The sequence below is a fragment of the Pseudohalocynthiibacter sp. F2068 genome, from assembly GCF_023015645.1.
GTDB lineage: Bacteria > Pseudomonadota > Alphaproteobacteria > Rhodobacterales > Rhodobacteraceae > Pseudohalocynthiibacter > Pseudohalocynthiibacter aestuariivivens.
This window is the reverse complement of sequence record NZ_JALKAK010000013.1, coordinates 29,575-50,901: the sequence shown is the minus strand read 5'-3', so window position 1 is coordinate 50,901 and position 21,327 is coordinate 29,575. Positions and strand designations below refer to the sequence as shown.

24 protein-coding genes are annotated in these 21,327 nt (G+C 53.2%); 8 read left to right on the top strand and 16 right to left on the bottom strand.

The genetic code is table 11. From position 1 onward, the window contains the following. Nucleotides 1-8: 8 nt before the first annotated feature. The gene (locus MWU63_RS14910; RefSeq protein WP_213890792.1) at nucleotides 9-341 is read right to left on the bottom strand and encodes a hypothetical protein; all 333 of its coding nucleotides are present in this window, start codon (nucleotides 339-341) and stop codon (nucleotides 9-11) included. Between the two features lie 81 nt (nucleotides 342-422). Between MWU63_RS14910 and purB the strand changes: the two genes are divergently transcribed. The 5 genes from purB (at nucleotide 423) to nthA (ending at nucleotide 4,168) form a co-directional block, all read left to right on the top strand. Next, nucleotides 423-1,730 (top strand): adenylosuccinate lyase, encoded by a 1,308-nt coding sequence (gene purB, locus MWU63_RS14905; RefSeq protein WP_247078540.1) that lies wholly within the window; start codon nucleotides 423-425, stop codon nucleotides 1,728-1,730. A gap of 75 nt (nucleotides 1,731-1,805) precedes the next feature. Beyond that, nucleotides 1,806-2,879, top strand: a complete 1,074-nt coding sequence (locus MWU63_RS14900) for a FliG C-terminal domain-containing protein (protein ID WP_213890790.1) — start codon at nucleotides 1,806-1,808, stop codon at nucleotides 2,877-2,879. A 48-nt stretch (nucleotides 2,880-2,927) separates the two neighbouring features. Continuing rightward, on the top strand, nucleotides 2,928-3,266 hold the full coding sequence (locus MWU63_RS20490; protein WP_343229476.1) for a ScnB-like protein: 339 nt from the start codon (nucleotides 2,928-2,930) through the stop codon (nucleotides 3,264-3,266). Further along, entirely contained in the window at nucleotides 3,259-3,540 is a 282-nt protein-coding gene (locus MWU63_RS20485) for an SH3-like domain-containing protein (protein ID WP_213890789.1), read from the top strand. The genes MWU63_RS20490 and MWU63_RS20485 overlap by 8 nt, the downstream gene beginning before the upstream one ends. After that, on the top strand, nucleotides 3,530-4,168 hold the full coding sequence (nthA, locus tag MWU63_RS14890) for a nitrile hydratase subunit alpha (RefSeq protein WP_213890788.1): 639 nt from the start codon (nucleotides 3,530-3,532) through the stop codon (nucleotides 4,166-4,168). Before MWU63_RS20485 ends, nthA begins: the two co-directional genes overlap by 11 nt. An 83-nt stretch (nucleotides 4,169-4,251) precedes the next feature. Here nthA and MWU63_RS14885 read toward each other — a convergent pair whose 3' ends face one another. Beyond that, nucleotides 4,252-4,953: a DUF1223 domain-containing protein gene (locus tag MWU63_RS14885; protein ID WP_213890787.1), complete on the bottom strand. Its 702-nt coding sequence runs from the start codon at nucleotides 4,951-4,953 to the stop codon at nucleotides 4,252-4,254. 219 nt (nucleotides 4,954-5,172) lie between these two features. On the opposite strand from MWU63_RS14885, the gene acnA reads away from it, so the two are divergent. Continuing rightward, nucleotides 5,173-7,860, top strand: a complete 2,688-nt coding sequence (gene acnA, locus MWU63_RS14880; protein ID WP_213890786.1) for an aconitate hydratase AcnA — start codon at nucleotides 5,173-5,175, stop codon at nucleotides 7,858-7,860. 196 nt (nucleotides 7,861-8,056) lie between these two features. On the opposite strand, the gene MWU63_RS14875 is transcribed toward acnA, so the two are convergent. The 11 genes from MWU63_RS14875 to yajC are packed head-to-tail and all read right to left on the bottom strand — an operon-like array spanning nucleotide 8,057 to nucleotide 15,328. After that, complete coding sequence (locus MWU63_RS14875; RefSeq protein ID WP_213890785.1) at nucleotides 8,057-8,485, bottom strand: DUF3995 domain-containing protein; 429 nt, start codon at nucleotides 8,483-8,485, stop codon at nucleotides 8,057-8,059. 25 nt (nucleotides 8,486-8,510) lie between these two features. Further along, nucleotides 8,511-9,038 (bottom strand): DsbE family thiol:disulfide interchange protein, encoded by a 528-nt coding sequence (locus tag MWU63_RS14870; protein WP_213890784.1) that lies wholly within the window; start codon nucleotides 9,036-9,038, stop codon nucleotides 8,511-8,513. Then, nucleotides 9,031-9,186, bottom strand: a complete 156-nt coding sequence (gene ccmD / locus MWU63_RS14865; RefSeq protein WP_343229478.1) for a heme exporter protein CcmD — start codon at nucleotides 9,184-9,186, stop codon at nucleotides 9,031-9,033. Before ccmD ends, MWU63_RS14870 begins: the two co-directional genes overlap by 8 nt. Then, nucleotides 9,186-9,914, bottom strand: a complete 729-nt coding sequence (locus MWU63_RS14860) for a heme ABC transporter permease (RefSeq protein WP_213890782.1) — start codon at nucleotides 9,912-9,914, stop codon at nucleotides 9,186-9,188. Before MWU63_RS14860 ends, ccmD begins: the two co-directional genes overlap by 1 nt. Nucleotides 9,915-9,969: 55 nt before the next feature. Continuing rightward, nucleotides 9,970-10,626, bottom strand: a complete 657-nt coding sequence (ccmB, locus tag MWU63_RS14855; protein ID WP_213890781.1) for a heme exporter protein CcmB — start codon at nucleotides 10,624-10,626, stop codon at nucleotides 9,970-9,972. Then, nucleotides 10,623-11,237, bottom strand: coding sequence for a heme ABC exporter ATP-binding protein CcmA (gene ccmA / locus MWU63_RS14850; protein ID WP_213890780.1), 615 nt, complete (start codon nucleotides 11,235-11,237; stop codon nucleotides 10,623-10,625). The genes ccmB and ccmA overlap by 4 nt, the downstream gene beginning before the upstream one ends. Before the next feature lie 42 nt (nucleotides 11,238-11,279). Then, nucleotides 11,280-11,633, bottom strand: a complete 354-nt coding sequence (locus MWU63_RS14845; protein ID WP_213890779.1) for an Mth938-like domain-containing protein — start codon at nucleotides 11,631-11,633, stop codon at nucleotides 11,280-11,282. A gap of 10 nt (nucleotides 11,634-11,643) precedes the next feature. Further along, on the bottom strand, nucleotides 11,644-12,393 hold the full coding sequence (locus MWU63_RS14840; RefSeq protein ID WP_247078538.1) for a sulfite exporter TauE/SafE family protein: 750 nt from the start codon (nucleotides 12,391-12,393) through the stop codon (nucleotides 11,644-11,646). Nucleotide 12,394: 1 nt separating this feature from the next. After that, on the bottom strand, nucleotides 12,395-13,363 hold the full coding sequence (gene secF / locus MWU63_RS14835; protein ID WP_213890777.1) for a protein translocase subunit SecF: 969 nt from the start codon (nucleotides 13,361-13,363) through the stop codon (nucleotides 12,395-12,397). A gap of 3 nt (nucleotides 13,364-13,366) precedes the next feature. Further along, nucleotides 13,367-15,028 carry a protein translocase subunit SecD gene (secD, locus tag MWU63_RS14830; RefSeq protein WP_213890776.1) on the bottom strand — a complete coding sequence of 554 codons (1,662 nt, stop codon included), beginning with the start codon at nucleotides 15,026-15,028 and terminating at the stop codon, nucleotides 13,367-13,369. A gap of 21 nt (nucleotides 15,029-15,049) precedes the next feature. Further along, nucleotides 15,050-15,328, bottom strand: a complete 279-nt coding sequence (yajC, locus tag MWU63_RS14825; protein ID WP_213890775.1) for a preprotein translocase subunit YajC — start codon at nucleotides 15,326-15,328, stop codon at nucleotides 15,050-15,052. Between the two features lie 185 nt (nucleotides 15,329-15,513). On the opposite strand from yajC, the gene serS reads away from it, so the two are divergent. Then, nucleotides 15,514-16,806, top strand: a complete 1,293-nt coding sequence (serS, locus tag MWU63_RS14820) for a serine--tRNA ligase (protein WP_213890837.1) — start codon at nucleotides 15,514-15,516, stop codon at nucleotides 16,804-16,806. Nucleotides 16,807-16,843: 37 nt separating this feature from the next. Further along, nucleotides 16,844-17,569: a hypothetical protein gene (locus MWU63_RS14815; RefSeq protein WP_213890774.1), complete on the top strand. Its 726-nt coding sequence runs from the start codon at nucleotides 16,844-16,846 to the stop codon at nucleotides 17,567-17,569. Nucleotides 17,570-17,617: 48 nt separating this feature from the next. Here the strand turns inward: MWU63_RS14815 and der are convergent, their stop codons facing one another. The 3 genes from der to MWU63_RS14800 form a co-directional block, all read right to left on the bottom strand. Continuing rightward, nucleotides 17,618-19,084: a ribosome biogenesis GTPase Der gene (gene der / locus MWU63_RS14810; RefSeq protein ID WP_213890773.1), complete on the bottom strand. Its 1,467-nt coding sequence runs from the start codon at nucleotides 19,082-19,084 to the stop codon at nucleotides 17,618-17,620. A 48-nt stretch (nucleotides 19,085-19,132) separates the two neighbouring features. Continuing rightward, entirely contained in the window at nucleotides 19,133-20,494 is a 1,362-nt protein-coding gene (locus tag MWU63_RS14805; protein ID WP_247078536.1) for a PQQ-like beta-propeller repeat protein, read from the bottom strand. A gap of 69 nt (nucleotides 20,495-20,563) precedes the next feature. Further along, complete coding sequence (locus MWU63_RS14800; RefSeq protein ID WP_213890772.1) at nucleotides 20,564-21,217, bottom strand: tetratricopeptide repeat protein; 654 nt, start codon at nucleotides 21,215-21,217, stop codon at nucleotides 20,564-20,566. Between the last annotated feature and the right edge of the window lie 110 nt (nucleotides 21,218-21,327).

Here is a 21,327-nt window from a genome sequence, read left to right as displayed (position 1 = left end):
CCCCCTTCTCACTCCGCCAGGACTCCGATAGTGATATACCCATGTTCCCCCAGAAACCGAATACTCTGACCAGATATTTCCATATCATAGCATGCCCAAAGGTCACTGGGTGGCCACTGAGAGCAATAGCGGTCTTCTTCAACACGCCAGTATCCCCAACTATCTGCGCCTGCATTATATAGGGTTCGACCAGAGGCATAAAAATACTGTGTTGCGGCCTCATAAGTTATGCCTTTGTCGATCAGCGCCTTTTTGATACCTTCTGCTTCAAGTGGTTCCCAGTTTTCGGCAAGGGCAACCGCAGGCCAAATAATCGAGAAAATAAGGACAGCGCGCCGCATGGGACCTCCGGGGTGCTTGCTGTAGACACCGCGTCAGTCTAAGAGAACCCGCGCCCTGTCTCAATTCAAAAGGCCTTTAACATGATCCCCCGTTATTCCCGCCCTGAAATGGTTGCCATCTGGTCGCCAGAAACCAAATTCCGCATCTGGTATGAGATCGAGGCACATGCCTGCGACGCACAGGCCGATCTGGGTGTGATCCCGCGCGCGAATGCTGACGCCGTCTGGAAAGCCAAGGACGTGGAATTTGATGTAGCGCGGATCGACGAGATTGAGGCCGTGACAAAACACGACGTTATCGCCTTTCTTACGCATCTCGCGGAACATGTCGGAAGCGATGACGCGCGTTTTGTTCATCAGGGGATGACCAGTTCCGATGTGCTGGATACCTGTTTCAACGTGCAGCTTGTCAAGGCGACCGATATTCTGATCGAAGATATGGTCAAATTGCTCGCCGCCCTGAAGCGCCGCGCCTATGAGCACAAGGATACGGTGCGCATCGGCCGGTCCCACGGAATTCATGCCGAACCAACAACAATGGGCCTGACCTTCGCGCGGTTCTATGCAGAGATGGACCGCAACCTGAACCGGTTGAAGAAGGCGAGGAAAGAGATTGCGACGGGTGCAATTTCGGGTGCTGTTGGCACATTCGCAAATATTGATCCTGCGGTAGAAGAACACGTCTGCGCGAAACTGGGATTGGAACCAGAACCAATTTCAACTCAGGTCATTCCGCGCGACCGTCACGCGGCGTTCTTTGCAGCCCTTGGGGTGGTTGCGAGTTCAATCGAGAATGTCTCCATCGAAATCCGCCATATGCAGCGCACCGAAGTGCTTGAGGCCGAGGAGTTTTTCTCAAAAGGGCAAAAGGGATCATCCGCGATGCCGCACAAACGCAACCCTGTGTTGACCGAAAACCTTACCGGTCTTGCGCGCCTTGTCCGCATGGCGGTTGTTCCCGCGATGGAGAATGTTGCGCTCTGGCACGAACGCGATATTTCGCACTCATCCGTTGAACGCAATATCGGACCTGACACCACCATTACGCTCGACTTCGCACTCGCGCGCCTGACCATGGTCATAGACAAGCTGGTGATCTATCCCGACAACATGCTCGCCAATATGAATAAATTCCGTGGCCTGGTTATGTCTCAGCGTGTTCTGCTGGCCCTGACGCAAGCCGGTGTCAGCCGCGAAGACAGCTACAAGCTCGTGCAAAGAAACGCGATGAAAGTCTGGGAAGAAGGTAAAGATTTCAAGACAGAGCTACTGGGTGATGCGGATGTTCTAAAAGCGCTAAGTGCAGAAGAAATCGAAGACAAATTCGACCTTGGCTATCATACCAAACATGTCGATACGATATTTGCGCGAGTCTTCGGCAAGGACTAGGTCACTTAGAAACGTTTTAAGGGGTCTCTTAACGCTTCGCTGCCAATATACCGCGACGTGAACCGGAGAGACCCCATGAGCCCCCCCCAACCTGAACTTTCGGGCGGCCCTGCCCCCAGCTTTCCAACGACGGCGAGCAATCTTACCCGCAAACAAAAGGCAGCAATCGTTGTTCGGCTCCTGCTTGGTGAGGGGGCGACACTTTCCTTAGCAAAACTGCCGGAACAGCTTCAGGCCGACCTGACAGAACATATTGGCGCTTTGCGTCTGGTAGACAGGAAAACGCTACACGACGTACTCCAAGAATTCTTGACAGAACTGGAATCGGTTGGGATGGCGTTTAGTGGCGGGCTGGAAGGTGCTCTTTCCTTATTGGATGGGTCAATCAGCCCCGTCGCCGCCGGGCGACTACGGCGTGGAGTTGGATCACATAGCCAAAACGATCCGTGGGAACGTATAGCGGAAACTAAAAACTCAGACCTTTTATCCATCCTTTTTGAAGAAAGCGTTGAGGTCTGTGCTGTTATTCTTTCAAAGTTAAACGTTGCAAAATCAGCAGAACTACTGGGCCTCATTCCAGGTCCAAAAGCGCGACGCATTGTCTATGCGATCTCCATGACAGGTGGTGTCACTAAAGATGCGTTAGAACGAATTGGAAAATCTGTCGTCACCCAAATTGATGCGCGTCCGGTCTCTATCTTCTCTGAAGAACCTGTGGAGCGCGTGAGTGCAATATTAAACTCCTCCTTTTCGACCACGCGTGACGATGTCTTGGTCGGGCTGGAAGAAACAGACGCAGAGTTTGCAAGCAGAGTGCGAAAAGCCATTTTCACCTTTGCTGACATTCCGTCACGCATTGATGCGCGCGATATCCCAAAAATTATACGCGGGCTAGAACAGAAAGATCTGGCAACTGCATTGACGGCTGCCCAGGCAAATGACGATGGATTGGTTGTTGACTATGTGCTTGATAACATGCCGAAACGTATGGCTGACCAACTTCGGACAATGATTGAAGATATGCGTGCGGTTCAAGAACCTATTGCGGAAACGGCAATGAGTGTTGTCATTGCGGAGATCCAGAAACTTGCCACCAGCGGGGAGATTACGATTGCGATCGAAGAAGATGCCGAGAGAAACGAAATCTGAACAAAATGTGATCTGGACAGTTCCGGAACCTATGCTTAGCCTTACTGCATGAAACAGAATGATGGACGCCGCTGGCACGATATGGGGGGACAGGCCGCTGGGCCGGTTCCGAAGGAAGATCACGACTTTGCGCTTTGGGAAAAGCGTATCGACGCACTTATGGTGCTTTGCTCTGCCAAGGGACATTTTACCGTAGATGGCCTGCGCCGTGCTCTCGAGGATATGGGCGAAGACGCATTTGAAACGATGAGCTACTACGAACGGTGGGTTGCTTCGCTCAATCAAAACCTTGTAGAGGCCGGGGTTTACACCCCAACCGAACTTGGCGAGCGCATGGAAGAGATCGCAACGCGTGGTGAAACCTACGGCGAGGCCGCGCATGGCTGAGCGTGTTCGTGTAAAACACATGATGCCCCCTGGGCATGTGCGAGCGCCCGCATATCTGCGGGGAAAAACTGGCTTTGTCGAGCGCAAGCTTGGCGCATTTGGCAACCCTGAACAGCTTGCCTATGGCTTGCCTGCCGAAAAAATCCCGTTGGTCCGGGTACGTTTCTCAATGGCTGAAGTCTGGGGAAGTGACACAGAATACCCGAACGATACGCTGGACGCAGAAATCTTTGCCCATTGGCTAGAATATCCGGAAACACATGATGCCCCATGATCACCATGACCACCTGAGCCCTTCGGGGCACCCGTACCGCAAAGACAATGACGAACCACTGACCTATTGGCAGTGTATGGAGATCGCGATGCGCGAACTTTTGATCGAAAAGGGTGTTACAACGGCCACTGAAATTGCCTCTCAGATAGACACGATGGATGCCCGGTCTCCTGCGAACGGCGCCGCTGTCGTTGCACGTGCCTGGGTAGATCCAGCCTTTAAGGCACGGTTGCTGGAAAACGCGTCCAGAGCCAGCCGTGAAATGGGTTTCGACATCGGCACGTTGCGCCTTATTGCGCTGGAAAACACTGAAGATATCCACAATGTCGTAGTTTGCACTTTGTGTTCCTGCTATCCGCGCAACCTGCTTGGCTTGCCACCCGATTGGTATAAAACAAGGGCCTACCGGTCACGCGTTGTGAAAGAGCCGCGCAAAGTTCTGGCTGAGTTTGGTTTGGAACTACCCGCCGAAACAACGGTTCGGGTTCATGATTCAACTGCAGATATGCGCTATATTGTAATACCTGTGCGCCCGGACGGAACAGAGAACATGACCGAGGAAGAACTTGCTGAACTGGTGAGTCGCGACAGCATGATTGGCACAGGTATCGCAAAATTACCGTCCTGACCTGCATACTTATTTAACAAGAAACGGTAGAACGAAACTCGGTCTGCCCCTGTTTAAAGGCTAAGTTTTATAAATGCAGAGCTTCAGCGTAAACGCGCGGATGCAACGATCGCCCCATGATTAGCCTTTTGCACGATCACGACGACCGGGTCAGAGCCAAGTGCTGGAACAGGAAAAGAAAGTGCCCGGCGGCCATCCCAGTTTCGGATATTTTCCCACGACGTTACAATATTCGAATAGGTGATTGACCGTCCAGCATTCTCTCCGCGTCGAATGTTAACTGTTGAAGATGGCGTATAGCGAACCAGTTGCACAACAAGCGGTCCAAGCACCTGGCCGGAAGGCTCCAAAGTAACATTCAATGATTGCCCCCGTCGTTCCAGAGAAACGCCCGGATTGTTTGTTTGTGAAGCGTGTCGCTGCAGCGTTGCAGCCACTTCTTCAGGCTCGTGACCAACAATATGGTCCTTTCCGCCGACAATCATCTGCGGCGTGTAAACCATCCGTTTGTTTGCAGCGCGTGCATAGGCTTTTTGTCGCGCGGTATAAGCAGGATCTCCGAAACTATCGACCCAACCGATGTAGTCCCAGTAATCAACATGAAGCGCAAGCGCGATCACATCCTCCCGGTCTGCAAGTGATGTAAGCAACGCGTCGGCCGGTGGGCATGAAGAACACCCTTGTGAGGTGTAAAGCTCAAGCACAACCGGATCGGATTGCGCTTGCGTACCGCCTGCAACCGCGACCCATAACCCAATAATTGCGCTGAACAGCTGTTTTCTCATGCTTACTCTTCCTTCGTACTTACCCCTTGCTAAATCACAGTTGCGCCGAACACCAATCAAGGTTTTGCGAGAATACTCTAATTCTTGTTACAAACGCGTGAGGATTGTGATAATTGTGTACAATAGTATACAAAAGTGCACATCTCCTCTTGAATGAACGCCAATGTTAAGGCAATACCAGCCTTAACAATACCCCGAAATCATTTGAGGGAGGCCACGATGCCCATCACCGTTGGACGCGATAGTTCTAAAACCCGCAAAACATTGAAAGTCGGCTCTGAGAGCATTTCCTATTATTCCATCCCTGCCGCCGAGGCGGCCGGACTTGGCGATTTTTCCAAATTACCCGCCGCGCTTAAAGTGGTGCTTGAAAATATGCTTCGCTTTGAAGACGGCAAAACCGTTTCCGTTGATGACATCAAGGCGTTTAGCGAGTGGGCAGTCCAGGGTGGCAAAAACCCGCGCGAAATCGCCTATCGCCCCGCGCGTGTTCTGATGCAGGATTTCACTGGCGTTCCTGCCGTTGTTGACCTTGCAGCCATGCGCGACGGAATCATGGGCCTTGGTGGTGATCCTGAAAAGATCAACCCGCTGAACCCGGTTGATCTTGTGATCGACCACTCGGTCATGATTGATGAGTTCGGCAACCCCCGCGCGTTTCAGATGAACGTTGACCGCGAATATGAACGTAACATCGAACGCTACACATTCCTGAAATGGGGCCAGTCCGCGTTTAACAACTTTCGTGTTGTTCCCCCCGGAACCGGTATCTGCCATCAGGTGAACCTCGAATACCTGTCGCAGACGGTCTGGACCGATGTGGACCAAAACGGCGAAAACGTTGCCTACCCTGACACGCTCGTTGGTACCGACAGCCACACCACAATGGTAAACGGCCTCGCCGTTCTAGGCTGGGGTGTTGGTGGCATTGAGGCTGAGGCTGCAATGCTTGGCCAGCCCATTTCCATGCTGATCCCCGAAGTAGTCGGATTTGAACTGACCGGTGACATGAGCGAAGGCACAACAGGCACTGATCTGGTTCTCAAAGTTGTCGAAATGCTGCGCGCCAAAGGCGTTGTCGGAAAATTCGTCGAGTTTTACGGTGAAGGGCTTGATCGCCTGCCGCTGGCAGATCGCGCGACCATTGCCAACATGGCGCCCGAGTATGGCGCGACTTGTGGCTTCTTCCCGGTCGATAACGAAACGCTGCGCTACCTGCGCACGTCTGGCCGCGACGAGGGCCGGATAGCGCTTGTCGAAGCCTATGCAAAAGAAAACGGTTTCTGGCGCGGCGATGACTACGCTCCGATTTACACGGATACGCTGCATCTTAATATGGGGACAATCGTACCTGCGATTTCGGGTCCTAAACGCCCACAAGACTATGTCGCGCTTGATCAGGCAAAGACTGCGTTCCAAAAAGAAATGGAAGAGACCTTTAAGCGCCCCATGGGCAAGGAGGTTGCTGTTGCCGGTGAAGATTACACGATGGAATCCGGCAAGGTTGTGATTGCCTCGATCACCTCTTGTACCAACACCTCCAACCCTTACGTGATGATCGGAGCAGGCCTTGTGGCACGCAAAGCAGCGGCACTTGGCCTGGGCCGTAAACCTTGGGTTAAAACCTCTCTGGCACCCGGTTCACAGGTCGTGAGCGCCTATCTTGAAGCGGCGGACCTGCAAAAAGATCTGGACGCCATTGGTTTCAACCTTGTTGGCTATGGCTGCACAACTTGTATCGGCAACTCTGGCCCGATCCAGAAAGAACTGTCCGAAGCGATTGCCGAAGGTGATCTGGTGGCAACCTCTGTGCTTTCTGGCAACCGGAACTTTGAAGGCCGCATCAGCCCGGATGTCCGTGCAAACTATCTTGCCTCTCCGCCGCTTGTGGTTGCTTATGCGCTTGCTGGCACGATGGACATCAATCTTGCGTCAGACCCGATCGCACAGGACAAAGACGGCAACGACGTCTACCTGAAAGACATCTGGCCAACGACACAAGAAATTGCGGAACTGGTTGAAAAAACCGTCACACGTGAAGCGTTCCAGTCGAAATATGCCGACGTCTTTAAAGGCGATGAAAAATGGCAATCTGTCGAAACGACTGACAGCCTGACCTATGACTGGCCCACCACATCAACCTATGTGCAAAACCCGCCTTACTTTCAGGGCATGTCAAAAGAAGCTGGCACTATCTCAAACGTGACAGATGCAAAGGTCCTGGCAATCCTTGGCGACATGGTCACAACCGACCACATCAGCCCCGCTGGATCGTTTAAGGACACGACACCGGCCGGGAAGTATCTTGTTGACCGGCAAGTGCCCGTGCGCGAGTTCAACTCTTACGGATCGCGACGCGGAAACCACGAAGTTATGATGCGCGGTACATTTGCCAATATCCGTATCAAAAACGAAATGCTGGATGGTGTTGAGGGCGGCTACACCAAGGGCCCGGATGGGAAACAAGCAGCGATTTTTGATGCTGCAATGGCCTATCAGGAGGCAGGCACTCCGCTGGTGATTTTCGCTGGCGAACAATATGGTGCAGGGTCTTCCCGTGACTGGGCAGCCAAGGGCACAGCCCTGTTGGGTGTGAAAGCGGTGGTCGCAGAAAGTTTTGAACGCATTCACCGTTCGAATCTTGTCGGAATGGGGGTTATCCCGTTTGAATTCACTGGTGGAGACAATCGTACCTCTCTCGGCCTGAAAGGTGACGAAACTGTGACAATCACAGGTTTAGACGGCGATCTCAAACCGCTTTCAAATGTTCCTGCAACAATCAAATATGCCGACGGATCGTCGAAAGAGATACAGCTGAAATGCCGTATCGATACGGAAGTAGAGATCGAATACATAGAAAATGGTGGTGTTTTGCACTATGTGCTGCGGAATTTGGCCAAAAGCTGATCCTCAACGAAACACATTGTTTCCAGTTTTGGGGGGCGTTTTCGAGCGCCCCCTATATTTTTGTTAAGAGTTATACTTTAGATAGAAAGGCATGATAGATCTAAGAGTGCCACAAAATCGCCTCATTATTAAGTTCGGGATCCCGATTGTCCTGCTGGAAGCTGCTGTGCTTCTTGCACTGGCTCTGTAAGTTCTGTCACCCCAAGATCAAAATCATAACAATACCGACGCCAAGCAGAATGCACAGTGGCGAATAGTATTTTCTGTCTAAAGTGCGAAATGGAAATTCCGGTGTAAGGCCCGCCCAAAACTGCGTGAACCCTAAAACACCCCTTGTCAGAAACACTGCTGCAATAAGCGCACAAAGCGTTTGCAGCCAGACTGACCCACCAAACGGTGACCCTGCCCCTAGATAAATGACTGCAGCGGCAGCACCCACCATCGCAAACGATACGGCGCCACATTGCAATGCACTGGGCATCTTTCTGATGTTTCGAAATCCTGCAACGCTGCGCGCGAGGCTTTCTTCGTCCCCGCCGGGCCACCAGATCCGAAAGGCCCAGATGAGATGTATCGCTGCAATCAGGAAGAGGATTGCGCCAATGAAAAGTGCGAACCAGAACATCACGTCCCTTTGACCTCAAACCTATCTATTTGGCGGCTTCTATCGCTGGTCGAACCGTACTTTCCAGAACCCGTTGCGTGATTGGCCCGGCAAACCGCAAGACAACGATACCTTCGCTGTCGATGATAAAGGTCTCCGGCACCCCTGTCGCACCCCATTCAATCGCGGTGCGAGCACCCTGATCCATGCCAAGCGCAGTATACGGATTGCCAAGCTCCTCCAGAAAATCAAGCGCCTTGTCCACATCCGTATCACGGTTGATCCCGTAAATCGGCAAGCCTTCTTCGGCCAGCATCACGAGGATTGGATGCTCAGCGCGGCAAGGTGTGCACCAGCTGGCCCAAACATTTACCAGTTTTACTCCCGGTTCGCGCAACTCTGCATCACCAAAGGTGGGTTCAGGTCCAACAGGGCTTAAAAACAAAGCAGGAGCAGGCCCTCCCTGTCTGGCAGAGGGGTGGCTATCATCCTTACCAAGGCCAAAATAAAACATCAGCGCGAACGCAGCGAAAACCAACGGTGGAGCAACCATCAGGGGATTCAGTTTAGTCACGTTTTGCGCGCCTCTTTTCCAATTCTCTAAGTTGGTGGCGTACTTTACGCCCTTTTGTCCAACTCATTAGAACTAGTGACAGCAGAAGCAAAATACTAGCGCCGTAGGCTGCAGAAACTTCTAAAGCATATTTTCCAAGATCGGGCATCATCCAAGCCTCTCTCGTGCCATGATTGCCTGTATGCGGCGTGAGCGTATCTCTGTCCGTGTGCGCAGCAGAACAAGCGCGACAAACAACAGAACAAACCCCGCAATACAGAAAAGCAACGGCAGGTAATATTCGTTATGAACGTTGGTTTCTTCATCAAGCGAAAGTGAAGCGCCTTGGTGCAGCCCCTGATTCCAGAAATTCACTGCATAACGGCTAAGCAGCGCAAAAACGGACCCAACAAGACATAGAATCGAGGTAAGGTCCGCAGCGGTATCAGGGTTTTCCACCGCTTCCCACAACGCGATATAGCCAAGGTAAAACAAAAACAGGATCAGGAAAGACGTAAGTCTCGGGTCCCAAACCCACCATGTCCCCCACATGGGCTGTCCCCAGACCGCACCTGTTATCAAGGCAATCAAAGTCATCACAAGCCCAATCGGCGCTGCCGCCTTTGCCGCCAGAGCAGACACATGGTGACGCCGCACAAGCCAGACCAGCGAAGTGATCAGCATCATCACCCAGGCATTTATTGCCATCATCGCAGCGGGAACATGCAGATATATGATTTTGACTGTGGCACCCTGCCGATAGTCGTCAGTGGTAAAGAAAAATCCCCAGACAAGACCGATAACCAGACAAACCGCAGCCAGCACAGCAAAATATGGCAGCAAGACCTGCGAGGTCTGCATGAACTTTTTCGGATTTGCATATTCCCAAAGCGACATCGCGTTTACCTATGGTTCTTTTTGGTTGTTGCGGGTGATCATAACCGCATTCGGCCTATCGTAAATTGATGCGGATTGCCGCAGCCGCGGCGAAGGGTAGGATTGCAATGACTCCAAAGGTAATTCCTGCCAGCATCAGAAGCGGTGTCGCGTTATCTAGACTGGCTAAGCCACGGGTCAGCGCCTCCGCACCAAAGATCAATGTGGGCACATAAAGTGGAAGAACAAGCAGCGAAAGCAACAGCCCACCGCGTTTCAACCCAACCGTCAAAGCGGCGCCAAAGGTGCCAATCATCGAAAGTGCCGGTGTCCCGAGAGCCAGCGTCAGGACAAGCCAGCCATACCCACCCTGAGGTAGGTTCAGCAAGACCCCAAGCGCAGGTGCTGCAAGTGTCAGCGGCACCCCAGTGACCAGCCAATGCGCCAATGCCTTGATAACCACAACCGCCTCCATGGGGATTGGCGCAGTCGCCAGCAAATCGAGCGAGCCATCCTCGAAATCCAGCGCAAAGATGCGGTCAAGCGAAAGCAGGCAGGCCAAAAGTGCGCCAACCCATAAAACGCCCGGAGCGATGCGCGCCAGGACCGCACTCTCAGGACCTACGCCAAATGGAACAAGAACCGTGACGATCAGGAAGAAAGCCAGCGCCAGACCAAAGCCGCCGCCTGCGCGTGTTGCCTGTCTCAGATCTCGTATCAAAAGCGCGATCATAAAAACGCCTCATCAAAATGATCTTCTGACTGCCGATCGGCCCGAAACTGCGTCAGGTCCAGAGCCTCGGCTTCAATGCCAAGGTCGATATGTGTCGCAATCAGCGTTATGCCCCCTGCCCGGCAATGCGCGGCAACAGCTGTGGCGAACAAGCCAACACTTTCCTGATCAAGCGAAACCGTTGGCTCATCAAGTGCCCAAATGGGCCGCCCGGTCACCAAAAGCCGCGCGAGCCCAAGGCGGCGTTTCTGGCCAGCAGACAGGTTGTGCGCAAGTCGCGTTCTGAGCTCTGTCAAGTTGAACGCGACAAGCGCGGGTTCGATATCATCACAGCCAAAAACATCTGCCCAAAACCGCAGGTTTTCTTTGACAGTCAGGGTCGCCTTCAACCCATCTGCGTGCGCGGCATATGCGATCTGATCTGCGCCAGGTGTAATTGATCCGTGAGCAGCAGGCTGTAGCCCAGCAATTGTGCGCAACAGCGTTGTTTTTCCAATACCATTTGGCCCGCGCAACAGCAGCGTTTGCCCTGCTTCCAGCGTAAAAGACACCCCTTCCAGCACCGGAATGCCGCCACGGGCACAAGCAAGGTTGGAAATGGAAAAACTCATGGGTAAGGGCTTAGCCTAAAGAAGCGACAGCGAAAAGCGCGATCACACACATAGTAACGCGGCTGCGACTCTACGGCCTTCTGACAACAAAACATTATAGGTTCTGCAGGCAGACGGGCTGGCCATGGTTTCGACGCCAATCTCTGCAGCTTCAAGCGCCGTCCTAAGGTGTGCGGGTATATGGGCTATTTCAGCGCCTGTGCCGATGAACAGCACGTCAATCTCGTCGGCTTTCGCCAACAGTGATTCCGAATCGTCGTAGCCCTGCCATTCCACTACCCCGGTAGGCATCACCAGAATGGCGTTATTGTAGACCTTCCCGCCGACCCTAAAAAAGCCCGGACCGTATCCTTCTATTGGTAAAGCGTCGGCAAAGTTCATTTCGTTCAGTTGCACAGCAGCATCCTTAGTCAAACAACGGTAGCCCAGACAGGGCGGAAACCGCGATAATCAGATAGGCAACAGTACGGTAAACCCGTTCCCGGCCCGGTTTGAAAATAGCAGCCCCAGCGAGATTGGCCAACAGGTACGGAACGACCAAAATGATACCCGTAAAGATTGCCGAAACCACAAGATGACCACCGATCTGGAATACGACAATCATAGAGATATCTGCAAGGATGAGGAACAGCAGCGTATTTGCGCGAATGACTTCGGCTGGATGTGGGCTCGCCATGTAAAGCATGATCACCGGGGGCCCGGCCAGGCCAACACTGCCACCAAGAAATCCGGCAAGTCCGCCTGCGGCAAACATCATGTGGTTTTTTAAAGGTTTATTATACCTCACACCTGCAACAAGAAGACCTAGCAGTGCAAGCGACACAAATGAAACGCCATATCGAAAGACTTCTGCAGCGATCACGGATAACAGCAAAACACCAAGGGGCAGCGTAACAACCATACCCATTCCCAGCCGCAGGACATCGCGCGGATGACCATCACGCAATGCGCGCGGCACAATGGGTATTGGGCCGAACATATCCATAATGACCATCGTGGTCAGCGCCTCAAAGGGCGGTATGACCTGCCCTGCTAACGGCAGGTAAACCATTGCGGTTCCAAAGCCTGAAAAGCCCCGCACCAAACCTGCGATAGAAGCGCCAATCACCAGCAGCCAAATACCGTCAATGGTAAAAACGGCGCTCAGCGCCTCCATATCAGGCGTCTATGCCGGAAAACTGGGTACCTGCGTTAGCATCTTGCTTGGTCCAGTCACGTTTCACACCGAGATACAGCAAGAAGGCGGATGCAACGAAGATTGAGGAATACGTCCCAACGATCACGCCCCAGATCATCGCGAAAACAAATCCGCGGATAACATCTCCGCCCAGAATGTAGAGCGATACCAGCGCAAGCAAGGTCGTGACAGATGTCATCATGGTTCGCGACAGCGTTTCGTTGATTGAAAGGTTCAGAACCTCTTTCAGGTCCTTCTTCTTGTATTTGCGCAAGTTTTCACGAACCCGGTCAAACACAACAACAGTATCGTTCAGCGAATACCCAACAATTGTCAAAAGCGCCGCGATGATCGCAAGGTCAAATTTTATCTGAACCTCAGAAAAGACTCCAATCGTCAGGATAACGTCGTGGATCAAGGCCGCGACTGCCCCAAGCGCGAACTGCCATTCAAACCGCAGCCAGATATAGATCAGCACCGCCCCGATCGCCAAAGCGACGGCAAGGGCGGCGGTCTGGATCAACTCGCCTGACACCTTTGGCCCAACGGATTCGACAGATGGAAACTTCATATCCGGATCAATCTGCAACAAAGCTCCACTCACGCTCTCTAACAGGTCTACGGTCACGCTTTCCTGATCGTCCTGCGCCTGAATACGGATCATCGAAACATTCTGCTTTGGCCCAAACGTCGGGTCAAAAACTTCGGTAATTGAAACATCACCAAGGTTCAGCGGCTCGAGCGCCGAACGATAGGCGGCGACATCCAAAGCCTGTGCGCTTTCCGTTCGAATGGTTGTGCCACCGCGAAAATCGATGCCGTAGTTCAGGCCCTGCAACATGAAGGAAACAAAGGCCACAACCATCATCACTCCCGAAACACCAAGCCACAGCTTCCAGCGCTTGAAGAAATCCCAGTTCGTCTCGGACGGTACCAGTTTAAGACGCATCTCTCAGACCTCGATTGTGTTGGGTTTGCGGCGTTCAAACCACATGATGATCATCACACGGGTTACAAAAATCGCAGTAAAGACAGATGTGATAATTCCCAGCCCCAGCGTAATGGAAAAACCCCGTACAGGGCCTGAGCCCATGACAAACAGGATGACGGCCGTGATAAACGTGGTGATGTTGGCATCCAGAATGGCGCTGAGCGCCTTTTCATACCCAAGCTCGATCGCACGGGCTGGTCCTTTTGCGGTTTTAAGCTCCTCACGGATCCGCTCAAAAATCAGCACATTGGCATCTACTGCCATGCCGATTGTCAGAACAATACCTGCGATACCTGGCAAGGTCAGCGTCGCACCAATCATGCTTAGCAATCCAAAAATCAAACCAACGTTGATGATCAGTGCGATGTTGGCGAAAAGACCGAAAAGTCCATAACTTAGCGCCATAAAGATCAACACGGCAGCAAACGCCACGATACAGGCCAGCTTGCCCGCATCAATGCTGTCTTGTCCAAGTTCCGGGCCAATGGTGCGCTCTTCAAGAAAGGTCATTTTCGCTGGCAATGCACCTGCGCGCAGCAGCACGGCAAGGTTGGTCGTCTCTTCAACCGAAAAACGCCCGGTGATTATGCCTGATCCGCCCGGAATATGGGACTGAATAACAGGTGCTGAAATAACCTCTTCATCAAGCACGATAGCAAAGGGAGAACCAATATTTTCAGCAGTATAAGTTCCGAATTTTCGTGCACCCGTCGGATTAAAGCGGAAATTGACAGCAGGGCGCCCATTCTGGTCAAAACTGGGCTGTGCATCGACGAGTTCTTCACCTGACACGACAGCAGCGCGTTCAAGAATGTAAAACACGCCTTCTTCGTCAATCGAAGGCAGTAGCTCATTTCCAACACCGGGGTTGGCGTTGCTATCCTGCGTACGCCCAACAACCGGTTTGAATTCCAGCTTTGCCGGTGTGCCGATAATATCCTTCAGTTCAGCTGCCGAGCCAACGCCGGGAACCTGAATCAGAATTCGTTCTGTCCCCTGACGCTGAATTGTTGGCTCGCGGGTGCCAACCTCATCCACACGACGGCGGATAATCTCAAGCGATTGCTGAACTGTACGTTCATCTGTCGCAACCTTTTCGGCATCTGAAAGGTTCACGACGATCACATCGTTTTCAGCGCGCACCTCAATATCACTGGCACCGACACCCGCCAATGTTGTGACAGGGCGCGCAAGACCGCGAACGATCTCCAGCGCGCGCGCCATACCCTCTGGCTGCGAGATACGCACACGAAGTTCGTCGGCGGCGCTGTCCTGAAGGCGGATTGTGCCAACGGTTGTACGTTCCGGGCGCAACGCATCGCGCACTTCAGACCACATTCCTTGAAGACGCGCTTCGTAAACATCGGAAACATGCACTTCGGCCAGCAAATGTGCACCCCCCCGCAGATCGAGCCCCAGATTGATAAGCGACGAAGGCAACCAATCAGGCCAACTTGCCTGATCTGCCAGTAATTCCGGCGTTTCCCCCGACAGCTCAATGGCCTGAAGGGCATCATTGTGGGTTTCGACCTTTGTGTAAAATGCGTTTGGCATCGCCATCAGCAGCCCAAGCGCACAAAACGCCCAGATCGTGACCCGCTTCCAAAGAGGGATTTGAAGCATGTTTTCTGCCCGAATAAAGGATTAAGACGCAGGTTCGGTTTTGCTGATAACCTGCGCGATCGTGGCCTGCACAACACGCACTTTCACGCCGTCAGCAATTTCCACTTCGATCTCGTTGTCTTCTTTGACCTTAGACACTTTTCCGATCAAACCGCCCTGCGTGATCACCTGATCGCCCCGACGCAATGCCATCACCATTTCCTGATGGGCTTTTGCCTTTTTCTGCTGTGGGCGGATCAACAGGAAATACATGATCGCAAAGATCAAAATGAGCGGAATAAACTGGCCAATGGCTTCCATAGGTTCTCTTTCGTTCTGTGACCGGGCTTTGGCCCGCAATTTGAATAGCGGGCACCCTATATGTGGCCCAATTGCTTGGCAAGGCGACGAACATGCATTTCGAAATGCATTTTCGCGGTTCAAAACCCCGTATGCTTGGTGCATATGGGGGTTGAATGACAATGATCAATCCAAGGAACGGACAAATGCACGACATCCGCGCGATCCGCGAAAATCCCGCAGCCTTTGACGCAGCTATGGCGCGTCGTGGTTTGTCCGGTGTCTCAGCCGAGGTTCTGGCGATTGATGAAGCGCGCCGCGCCAAAATTCAGGCTGCCGAAGAAGCCAAGGCAGAAAGCAACGCTGCTGCAAAAGAGGTGGGTGCTGCGAAGGCACGTGGTGACGATGCAGAATTTGAGCGCCTGCGTGCTCTGGTTTCTGAAAAGAAGGCTGAAATTGCCAATCTGACGGATATGGCAAAGACCGAAGACAAACGCCTGACAGACCTGCTTATGGCGCTGCCGAACATTCCAATGGATGATATCCCCGACGGGGCTGATGAAGACGACAACGTCGAAATCAGGCGCTGGGGTACGCCGCGTGAGTTTTCTTTCAAACCGAAAGAGCATTACGAAATTTCGGCGGCACAGGACGGGCTCGACTTTGAGACTGCGGCCAAATTGTCAGGATCGCGTTTCGTTGTGATGTCTGGGGCAATTGCCCGTCTGCACCGTGCTCTGGCGCAATTCATGCTCGACACACATATCGATGAAAACGGGTTGACAGAAACCTGGACCCCGATCCTTGTGCGCGAAGAAATGATGTACGGCACAGGCCAACTGCCAAAATTCGGCGAAGACAGTTACCAGACCACCAATGGCTGGTGGCTGATTCCAACGGCAGAGGTGACACTGACAAACATCGTGAATAGTCTGGTTGTGGACGAAAGCTACCTGCCCCGCCGCTATGTTGCCCATACACAGTGCTTCCGCTCAGAAGCGGGCAGCGCCGGGCGTGATACCGCAGGCATGTTGCGTCAGCATCAGTTTGAAAAAGTCGAAATGGTGTCTATCACCCATCCGGATAAATCACAGGAAGAACACGCGCGCATGACTCGGTGCGCCGAGGGTATTCTTGAAAAACTGGGCATCCCTTACCGGACTGTTGTTCTTTGCACCGGCGATCTTGGTGCCGGTATGCGCAAAACCCATGATATCGAGGCATGGCTTCCGGGACAGAACATGTACCGCGAGATCAGTTCCTGTTCGGTCGCTGATGCCTATCAGGCACGGCGTATGAATGCGCGGTTCAAACCGGCGGATGGTGGAAAACCTGAGTTTGTTCATACGCTCAACGGCTCTGGCCTAGCGGTCGGGCGTTGCCTGATTGCGGTTTTGGAAAACTTCCAACAGGAAGATGGCTCTGTTTCGCTGCCAGACGCGCTAAACAGGTATCTCGGTGGAAAAACAAAAATTTCGGCAGAGGGAATATTGGTCTGAAAGTGATCCAAGAGCAGCTTTCTAGCGTATCCAACGTATGACAACGTTGAAAGCCTCTCTCACGCTCTTTGCCGCGCTTGCTTTTATAGCTGCGCCACTTTTTCTGATACCCGGGTTTGGTGGATTTGATCCGAACCGCTATCCGATTCCGCAAATCAATCCGCCAATACAGCCTGCAGGATATGCGTTCTCCATCTGGGGTTTTATCTACACGTGGCTTCTGGCGATGGCGACCTATGGTATTATCGGGCGAAGAACTGATGCAGAGTGGGATAACACGCGCACGCCACTGATCCTGAGCCTTGCAATAGGTGCTAGCTGGTTGTCCGTTGCGCGTGTTTCGCCGCTTTGGGCGACAATCCTTATCTGGATAATGCTTATCACTGCGCTGATTGCGCTGTTTCGCACCCCAACGAAGGATCGTTGGTGGCTTGAAGGGCCAGTTGCGCTTTATGCGGGCTGGCTTTCTGCCGCGAGCTTTGTATCAATCGCGCTTCTTGGAGCCGGGTATGGTTTCTTGACTGACATGACTGGCTGGGCGTGGATCTGCCTGTCGGCAGGTGTTATTTTTGCGGCAGCGATACAAACAAGTCTGGCTCGCGCGCCGGAATACGCGGCGGGGGTGGTTTGGGCTCTTGTTGCGATCGCGGTCACAAACTGGTCTCGCGACACCGGCATAACCATTGCCGCATTGCTCGGGTGTGTGGTTATGATAGTACTTGGCGTGAAAGCGTTGTTAGGACAACGTAGCTTAGCCCGCTAAATGAAAAGAAGCGCCTAAAGGCGCTTCTCATTCGCATAGGCGGATTGATCATTCACCGTGCGGCTTTTTATTGAGGTGCTTTCTAAGACGAGACGGCTTTGTCTTTTTCTTGTTTTTATACGGATTAGCTTCAGACTGGCTGCGTACGTAAAGCCTGATCGGCGTGCCAGGCATATTAAAGCTTTCACGCAACCCATTGACAAGATAGCGTGAATAGCTTTCCGGCATCTTCTCGGGGTGGCTACACATCACGACAAATCCTGGCGGACGTGTTTTTGCTTGTGTCATGTAACGAAGCTTGATCCGCTTTCCGCCAGGTGCGGGCGGCGGGTGAGCCTCCAGCATTCCCGACAGCCAGCGATTTAGCTGAGCTGTGGTAACACGGCGGTTCCAGGTTTCATGCGCTTCCAGCACTGCCTCGCGCAATCGCTCCAATCCCCGGCCAGTCTTGGCTGATACCGTGATAAGCGGCGCGCCCCGAAGCTGCGGCAACAAACGTGTGAAAGCTTCTTTCAGATCACGTAGTTTTTCCTGCTTGTTTTCTTCGATATCCCATTTGTTCACGGCCACAACAACAGCACGCCCCTCGCGTTCCGCGAGATCTGCGATCCGTAAGTCCTGCTGTTCAAAGGGAATCTCTGCATCCAGCAGCACCACGACAACTTCGGCAAATTTTACCGCGCGAAGACCATCCGATACTGACAGTTTTTCAAGTTTGTCCTGAATTTTTGCTTTTTTGCGCATTCCCGCCGTGTCAAACATCCTGACTGGCGTATCACCCCATTTAAAACGTAATGAAATCGCATCGCGTGTGATCCCGGCTTCGGGTCCGGTCAGAAGGCGTTCTTCGCCCAGTAATTGATTTATCAGCGTCGATTTGCCCGCGTTTGGACGCCCGACAACAGCAATTTGCAAAGGTTTTCCCTTTGAAAAATCACGCGACTTACCCTCTGCTTCGTCATCGTCCTCAGAAACATCTACGTCGGTTTCAGGAGTGAGGTCTTTTTCACGTTCCGCGAACTCATCTGAAAGCGGTAGCAGGGTGGTATAGAGATCCTCGAAACCTTCACCGTGCTCGGACGATATGGCAAGGGGTTCGCCCAGACCAAGCGCATAAGCTTCTAGCACACCGGCCTCGCCAGCCTTGCCTTCGGCCTTGTTCGCAGCAACGATGACATGCGCATTCTTTTTGCGTAAAATTTCAGCAAAAACCTGATCAGCTGCCAACACCCCTGCCCGCGCGTCGATCATGAACAGGCATACGTCCGCCATTTCAACAGCGCGCTCGGTGAGCCTGCGCATCCGACCCTGAAGGGATTCGTCTGTCGCCTCTTCCAACCCGGCCGTGTCGATAACAGTAAACCGCAAATCGCCGAGGCGTGCATCGCCTTCTCGCAAATCACGTGTGACACCCGGCTGGTCATCAACCAACGCAAGGCGCTTGCCGACAAGTCGGTTGAAAAGCGTAGATTTGCCCACATTGGGGCGCCCTACAATGGCAAGTGTAAAACTCATTTCGGCTCTCCGAGGCGGTCCAAGTCGCCCCGATACACCATTCTTTCGTCAGCGGAAAGCGTGGAGTGTTCCTGAAGAGGAAACAACATAAAGCGTACCGTTCACAACGATGGGGTTCGTCGTAGCGCCCCCTGGCAACCCAACCGAGGATAACAGGCTTCCGTCGACCGGATTATAGGACCGGATTTGTCCATCGCCTGAGGCGACGATCAAACGGTTTCCGGCAAGAATTGGCCCGTAATGTGCATAAACACCTTTGCGGCGGCGTTCGCGCCTTGTTGTGTAATACGGCAGTTCAACAGCCCAGATTCGGGCACCTGTTTCTGCGTCGAGGCGAATAAGCTCTGCCTGATCAGAGACAAGAAAGACCGACCCGCCTGAAGGCCACACCGGGCTGTAGGTTCCTTCTGTTGCGGTCCATATCCGCTCGCCGCTGCGAGCGTTCAGCGCAATCACACTGCCAGATGAGTTACCCGTGTAAACAACATCGCCGTCAATGACCGGGTCACCGCTTACATCGTTGACAGTCGCGTAAACACGCCCACGGCGCTGCCCCGCGACGCGCGCGCCCCAAAGCCGCACACCGGCCTGCGGGAAACCGGCAACCAAGTCACCAGACCCAAAAGGAAATACTGCGACTTTGTCATTCACAGCGGGGCCTGCACCTCCAACCATAACAGATTGAGTTGGCACGCCCGGCAATTCCCAGCGCACACGCCCATCGGCGATGTTAACCGCCCAGGCGCGGCCATCTCTGGAAACAACATAGACAAGATCGCCCAGAACGGTAGGTGCACCCGTTGCCGGTGCATTCAGGCGCTGCGTCCAGCGCATCTGCCCGCTGGCTGCATCAAGCGCGTTCAGCGTTCCAAAGCCCGTTGTTGCGAAAACGATATCGCCTGAAACCGCAAGCCCGCCACCTGATGCGTCACTTGTCCGGTCGGATCCTGGAGTCAAATCCCTGCTCCACAGCAAGGCGCCATCGGTTGTATGTGCCCTTACGCCCGATTGCGAATCCATGGTGAAAAGACGACCGGCAGACGCAACCGGATCAGCCGTGATTCTGAATCTGCGACTATCACCCGCACCAATGTTTGAAGACCAGACGCGGGAAAGCTCCTGTCCAAGCGCAGGATGGATAATCCTGTGCGTTGCAGTGCCATTCCGGTGGGTCCATTCTGAATGATTTACAGCGGCCGGCAGCGTGATCGGAAGCGCAATGTTTCCATCGGTTCCCAGCGCGTTCACTGCTGGAGTGACCCCGTCCTCGGTCTCGCCGGTGGCCGCTTCATCGGAACGTGTTAAAGGCGTCCGCAGATCAAGCCGCTCACCTTTTAACACCGGCTCCCTGGAACAGGCGATCATCGTAAGGATAAGGGCCAAAATTCCGGCGCTCTGGATCAGCTTCACTGCTCACGTCCCCTTAGTGCTCCGAGGTATAAACCACCCCGGACTTCTATTACTCTTTACCACCAACAGCTAGCTTGCTGCCAATGACCCTCCTAGCGCCACAATCAACTGAGACGCACGGCGACGCAAGCCCGCTGTTGCTTCGGTGTCAACCATAAGCGATTGCAGACGGGCAATTGCCGCGTCTATCTCACCGGTCTCCACATCAATCATCGCGAGCTGTTCTTCCGCCAAAAGACGATAAGGCGCACCAGGCGTCGCAATGCTCTCAAGCGCTGCACGCCGGTTTTCCACTGGGGATTCTGTGCCCTCAAGAAGTACCAGCTTGAATGTTGCAAGATCGCGGTAGACTTCCGGTAATATCGCGTCCGATACAATAGATTCCAGTGCTGTGCGCGCGGTTGGAAGATCCTCAGCGATTTGCGATTCAGCAGCCGTTAGCAGCGCCAGAACCGCAGCTGATTCTGCGTCGGCTGAAATTCCTGACAACGCAGAAACTCTTTCGCTTGGATCGTCTGCTTCCAGCGCTGCAAGCACACCATTGCCCACGGCCTCGGCGGCTGCAATTTTGCGCGCCTTTTGCCATTCATTGTAGGCAGCACCGCCAACCACAAGAACAACAAGCAAAGCCGCGATCCAACCATAGCGCCGCATAAGCAGAAACAATCTGTCGCGCTGAACCTCTTCGGTTACTTCTTCAATAAAGCTCTCGGTATTGCTCACGTTCGCCTCCGCATCGGGTCTTCACCCCGTATTCGGCCCTCATACCCCGGAAGACATCGCTTTGCCAAGGGCTCTGACATCAAAGCTTCTGCAGGAAAGAGCGAACCTTG